The sequence below is a fragment of the bacterium genome, assembly GCA_040753555.1.
GTDB lineage: Bacteria > UBA9089 > UBA9088 > UBA9088 > UBA9088 > JBFLYE01.
The window spans coordinates 1-5,790 of the sequence record JBFMDZ010000138.1 but is presented as its reverse complement, the minus strand read 5'-3'; the positions used below and the strand labels follow the sequence as shown (position 1 = coordinate 5,790).

The window sequence follows — 5,790 nt, the reverse complement described above, 5'->3', positions numbered from 1 at the left end:
TTAATATATCGGCATTTTTTCCTTTTTTTTAAAGATAAAATTTTAGTTTTTCTCTTTTTGAATAAAATAAAGTGTTAAAAACCTAAGCAGGATTTGTTTCTACAAACTTATGGGTAAGTTCCAGTTTAAGTAGACCCAATTCTTGATAAAGCAATTTCCAAAGATGGTCTTTCCTTCCAAAATAAGTCCTACAGCCATTTTCTTGTAAGATTTTATACTCTTCCAATACCTTAAGTAGAAGCTTCCTATATTCTTGAGGAGTCAGCATCTGTTCTTTCAGCTGCCTACCAGCACCGATTGGAACTATCCGAGCAAAATCAAATATTGATACACCTTCTTTTGCTACTGTCTGAATAACTCCAATAAGTTCATTTACATTTTCTCTACTTAAAGTAAACATTACGACAGATGGTATTGCAACATCTTCTAAGAGATTGATTGCTCTAATGGTATCTTTAAATAAGCCCTTTCTACCTCTTAATCTATCGTGTGTTTTTTCTAATCCATCAATACTTACCTGATATGTTGATACCCCTAAATCTTTTAATCTCTTTGCAGTCTCATAGTCTAGATGATTTGGATTACCCAATATACCAATTTCTATCCCTCTTTTTCTGGTATATGCTAATAGATCAAAGATATCTTCTCTTAAAAGGGGATCTCCACCTGTAAAGCTAATTCTTGTGGGCATTTCCCAATTATCAAAAGTATCGCTAAAATCATCTATAATTTTACAGCAATCTTCATAGCTTAATTCATTATTCAGTTCCTGTTTATAAGTAGGATTATCATAGAGATAACAATGCATGCAATTCTGATCGCACCTTGCTGTGATATGCCATTGAAGGGTGAAATGCGATCTTCCTCGGCCTCTATTTTTTTCATGGGTCTTTATAATAGTCACTTCAACATCTTTCATTCCGTTTTGTTTTTAAGTGTGTTGTTGCTCCATAAATACCGTGCATCGCTCACCTAAGGCAAGGGGTGAGTTTGAAGAAAAGGCAAGGTTTGCAAATTCATCCTTTATGCTTATCCCAAGATTCTCTGCCTGCTCCTCCAAAAATGAGCCGGTTCCTGCCGCACAGACCTTATTCATCTCAAAGTCAACGATTGCTCCATTTTCAAGGCTTATGAACTTTGAATCCTGGCCACCTATTTCAAATATTGTATCAACGCTATTGTCTATATCGTATGCTGCCCTTGCCTGTGCTGTTATCTCATTCTTTACAATATCGCCTCCTATAAAATCTGCAATCATATACCTTCCTGAGCCGGTTGTCCCACAGCCTTTAACCTCAATGAATTCCCCTATTTCCTTTCCAATTTCATCTAGCCCCTGGCATACCGCTTCAATGGGTCTACTTGCTGTAGGTAGATACCTTCTTGCTAAAACCCTTTTGTCTTCGTCAATTGCCACCACATTGGTTGAGACAGAGCCAATGTCAATGCCAATGTAAGTCGGAAGGCGAAAGGTGGAAGGCGGAAGGCAGGGATAGGTTTTTATTTTATCTTGGTATTCTTCTATGGGGGCAATGAGGGATAAGGGTTCAAGGCCAATAGGGGTTTCTTCAATCTTAAAATCTTTAATTTTTGAGAGGTTTAATTTATCCTTTGCCAATATTGCCGCACCAATTGCACCCATTATTGCAAATCTTTCAGGGGTAATAATTTCAATGCCCAAGACATCAGAGAATGCCCTTTGCATACCTTTATTTGCCGCAACACCACCCTGAAATGATACAGGCGGGGTTATATCCTTTCCCTTTCCTATTACTGACTTAAAATTCCTTGCAAATGCAAAGCAAAGCCCGGCAATAATATCATAGATGGGTGTTGCCTCCTGCTGAAGGTGAATCATATCTGTCTTTGCAAATACAGAGCATCTTCCTGCAATCCTTGGTGGCTTTTCTGATTTCAGGGAAGCTTCCGAAAATTCCTCAATTGTAAGCTTCATCCTTCCTGCCTGTTGGTCTAAAAATGAGCCACAACCTGCTGCACATATTGTATTTGTTGAGAAATCTGATATATTTCCATCGCTATCAAGGTTTATAAGCTTTGAGTCAGAGCCGCCAATCTCAATTATTGTCCTTATTTCTTTGTTTAATTTAGATGTTGCTGTTGCCTGGGCAATAACCTCATTTATCGGAGAAATTCCAAAGAAATCGCATATCCCCTTTGTCCCTGTCCCAGTAAAGCCAATAACTATATCAGAGGGAAGGCTTGCTATTCTTTCTTTTAACAAAGGTAGGGGATTCCCCTTATGCCTGATATAACAATCCTCAAGGATGTTATTATCCTCATCCAAAATGGCTGTCTTTAGACTTATTGAACCAATATCTATGCCGAGTTCATAGATAAAATTATATCCTTTTTGAGGCTATACCGTCAACGATTTTGCGTGGCTTGAGGGCAATAAAGGGAATAAGTTTTCTTAACCTTTTTTAAATCCTTCTTCTAAAATTCTTTTGAGGTTTTCTTCCTCTTCAGTAGTATGTTGTTTAACAGCCTTAATTTTGCTATTAAATAATGCGCATAAGAGTTGGATAAATTTATTCAACAGCCATCCCAATAAAGAAATGAATTTCAACAATAGAGAAACACATACTATTTTTATAAAACCAATTGCTTTTTGGTATAAAAAATAATCCTTGCAAAAAATTTAATTCAAATATAAAATATTGTTTTTAAATTTATAAAGGAGGCTAAAATGAAAAAAGAAGAGATTATTTCTGCGATAGAAGGAATGAGTGTTCTTGAGCTTGCAAATTTAGTGAAGGAGCTTGAGGAAAAATTTGGGGTAAAAGCATCTGCTCCAATGATGGTTGGACAAATAACAGGCGGTGCAGCTCCTGTATCACAAGAGCAGGAAGAAAAAACAGCATTTGATGTTTTCTTATCAAGCTTTGGCGACAACAAAATTCAGGTAATAAAAGAAATTAGAACAATTCTGCCCTTAGGTCTTAAAGAAGCAAAAGAATTAGTAGAAAGCGCTCCATGTGAAGTAAAGAAAGGCGTAACAAAAGAAGAAGGAGACGAGATAAAGAAGAAATTAGAAGCTGTTGGAGCAAAGGTTGAGATAAAGTAAGAAGCTAAAAACTATATCTATAATGGCAAAGAAAAAAAGGGATTTATCCTTCCTTATATTTCCCTTCCTAATCCTTATATCCATTTTATTCCTTGGATTCTACATTTGGATGGGAAAATATTATTGCGAAGGAAACACCTCCCTTCCTTTGGACGACCCATTCATATTCTTCCAATACGCCCAAAATATGGCAGATGGTCATTTCTTAAAATACAACATAGAAGACCAAGCAACAACAGGTGTAACAAGCCTCCTCTGGCAAATTCTTCTTTCTATTGGGTTTATTTTGGGCTTCTCGGGAATGAATATAATCCATTGGTCTTTGTTTCTTTCTCTTATTATCCTTATTTTAGCTGGCATTTTTGCATATCTTATAGGAAAAAGGCTTGCCTCCCCTGTGGTTGGCGTTGTTACAAGCCTTTTGGTTATTCTAAATGGGCCATATCTCTGGGCATGCTTTTCTGGAATGGATACAGGGCTTTTGGGAATGACAATAATTTTATCCGCTTTTGGGTTTTTAACAGCCTATAATACAAAAAACCTCCTTTTATTCGCAATTTGTGGCTCTCTTATGGCAATATCAAGGCCAGAGGGATTTATTCTTTCTATAATTGGATGTTCTATTATCTTATTAAATCAAATAACCCTTCCAAAGAATGAAAAGATTCCAATCTACCAGATGCCCCTTGTATTTCTTCCCGTAATCACAGGCTCTTTTTGGCTTTTTCTAAATCTTGTTTTAACAGGCTCAATAAATTTTAATACAATGGTTGCAAAATCAGCATTAACAAGGGGAGATTTTTCATTTTTTGGCAATTTAGCAACAAACATAAGGTATTTCTTCTTCCTCCTTAAGGAGGTCTTTGCTGGATTTGCTGGAGACTATATCAATGTTTTAAATGCAAATTCTGGCTATTCTGCTGTCTATTTTGCCCCATTTGCCCTACTTTTCTTTGTGCTTGCTGTATTTCCAAAGATAATACAGGAGATACAAACAAAAAGGCTTGGTGTTTATTTCCTTGCATTTTCCTGGTTCTTTGGTGGAATATTTATAGCATCAATAACGAGGGCATCTGGTGAGCATATCCACTGGCATAGGTATATTATCCCCTATTATCCCTTATTTCTTGTTATGGTATGTATAGGGATATATCATTTATCCCAGGCATTTCAAGCCAAGAATGAGACATTTATCGGCATATCTTGCTTCTTTCTTTTATTTTCTTTTTTAACAGCCCTTTATTTTGGTGTTGCATATGGCAAGAATTGCAAGGATATATATTTTCAACAGATACAATGTGGAAAATGGGTTTTAGAGAATACACCAGCAAATGCTACAATTGCCCTAAATGATGCAGGTGCAATAAAATATATAAGCCAAAGGTATTGCATTGACCTTGTTGGTCTATGCTATCCAAAGATTGCAAGGTATTCAACCCATGTAGGAGGAGAGGGAAATGGGCCCCTTTATGAATTCTTAGAAAAATTAGAAAGAAAGCCCGATTATTTTATTATTTATCCCTCCTGGTTTGGTTTTGGAGGCAATATTTTAGGCCCTGAAATTGCCTCTTTTGGTCTTTATGAGCCTACAATGGCAGGTGCAGGAAGTGAGCCAAAAAAGGTTTTTAAGGCAGATTTTAAATGGCTAAACACAGGGGATGAAATAAAATTGCAATCTACAAAGGAAGCCTTAAGGGGAAAAAGCCTTGTTGACAAAATAGATATCGCTGATGTTGAAATGGAAAGCGCACATTCTTATAAAAGCTATTCCTCTGAGCCAGGTCTTTTAAAGCGTACTTTTGCAACATACGCCTCTTATAATGATGAACCATCAATAATTGTGGGAGATGGTGGAAGGATAATAACGGATGGAGAAATTTTTAAGATAAAAACAATTCCAAATAAAGATTTGGTAATCATTACAAGATGCACAAGTCCATTTAGCATTGGCGTATATATAGATGGAAAGCCAGCAGCCTGGTGGAAGAATACAAAGGGAGATGCCCAAACATCATTGTGGCATGAGCCAATGATAACCATTTCAGGAAATTTTATTACAAATCCTGAAACAAGCATAAAACTTGAGGTTGTTGACAAGCATAGAATGAGCTATTTCTCGCCATACTACTGGTTTTATCAATAAGGTTAATTATACCCTCACCCCTCGTTTCTCATTCCTCATCCCTTCCCAGAAAAAGCCCTTTGCAGGTCATCATTTAAATTAACAAGTTCTCGCCAAGGAGCCAAAAGCCTTTCAAATAAAAGAGAAAAAGCCAAAAGAGACCCCAAGGTAAGCCTTTCCTTTATAACAAAATGAGAAGATAAAGAGAATAGAAAAAAGTGTAAGAAGATTAGCTGTCCCAAAAGATGTAGATTCCAGAAGGGATTCCTTGAAAAATGCCCTGTTATACTTGATAAAATACCTCTTTATAAAATGAGAGATTCTATTTTCCGCAACAAATGCCTTTATTGTTCTTATCCCACCTAATGCCTCACAGAGATAAGCATCAAAACCAGCCCTTTCCTTTAGCCTCTCCTTACTTTTCTTTCTTAAAAGAGGACTAAGAAGAAAGATAATTATTAGTAATTCTCGGTAAAAACTTAAACACATTAAAAATCATCATTTTTTTCTTTTATCTTCTCTATCCTTCTATATTTATAGTGATTTTTGCCTTTCCCTTTGGTTTTTTCTTCTTTGTTTTTTG

The 5,790-nt window shown here is 36.2% G+C and carries 5 protein-coding genes; 2 read left to right on the top strand and 3 right to left on the bottom strand.

Annotated elements, in window-relative coordinates; all coding sequences use genetic code 11:
• Positions 1-82: 82 nt before the first annotated feature.
• Entirely contained in the window at positions 83-919 is an 837-nt protein-coding gene (locus tag AB1630_09830; protein ID MEW6104088.1) for a radical SAM protein, read from the bottom strand.
• A 12-nt stretch (positions 920-931) separates the two neighbouring features.
• Positions 932-2,341, bottom strand: coding sequence for an acyl-CoA dehydratase activase (locus AB1630_09825; protein ID MEW6104087.1), 1,410 nt, complete (start codon positions 2,339-2,341; stop codon positions 932-934).
• Positions 2,342-2,707: 366 nt separating this feature from the next.
• On the opposite strand from AB1630_09825, the gene rplL reads away from it, so the two are divergent.
• Both rplL and AB1630_09815 read left to right on the top strand, forming a co-directional pair.
• A complete protein-coding gene (gene rplL / locus AB1630_09820) occupies positions 2,708-3,085 on the top strand; it encodes a 50S ribosomal protein L7/L12 (GenBank protein MEW6104086.1) in 378 nt (125 codons plus the stop codon).
• Between the two features lie 22 nt (positions 3,086-3,107).
• Positions 3,108-5,228 carry a hypothetical protein gene (locus AB1630_09815; protein MEW6104085.1) on the top strand — a complete coding sequence of 707 codons (2,121 nt, stop codon included), beginning with the start codon at positions 3,108-3,110 and terminating at the stop codon, positions 5,226-5,228.
• A gap of 111 nt (positions 5,229-5,339) precedes the next feature.
• Here the strand turns inward: AB1630_09815 and AB1630_09810 are convergent, their stop codons facing one another.
• On the bottom strand, positions 5,340-5,696 hold the full coding sequence (locus AB1630_09810) for an ABC transporter transmembrane domain-containing protein (protein ID MEW6104084.1): 357 nt from the start codon (positions 5,694-5,696) through the stop codon (positions 5,340-5,342).
• Positions 5,697-5,790: the final 94 nt, after the last annotated feature.

What these genes read in the sequence shown, in the direction of transcription:
- rplL (MEW6104086.1), top strand. Translation starts at nt 2,708, where the DNA reads ATGAAAAAAGAAGAGATTATTTCTGCGATAGAAGGAATGAGTGTTCTT.
- AB1630_09830 (MEW6104088.1), bottom strand. Translation starts at nt 919, where the DNA reads ATGAAAGATGTTGAAGTGACTATTATAAAGACCCATGAAAAAAATAGA.
- AB1630_09815 (MEW6104085.1), top strand. Translation starts at nt 3,108, where the DNA reads ATGGCAAAGAAAAAAAGGGATTTATCCTTCCTTATATTTCCCTTCCTA.
- AB1630_09810 (MEW6104084.1), bottom strand. Translation starts at nt 5,696, where the DNA reads ATGTGTTTAAGTTTTTACCGAGAATTACTAATAATTATCTTTCTTCTT.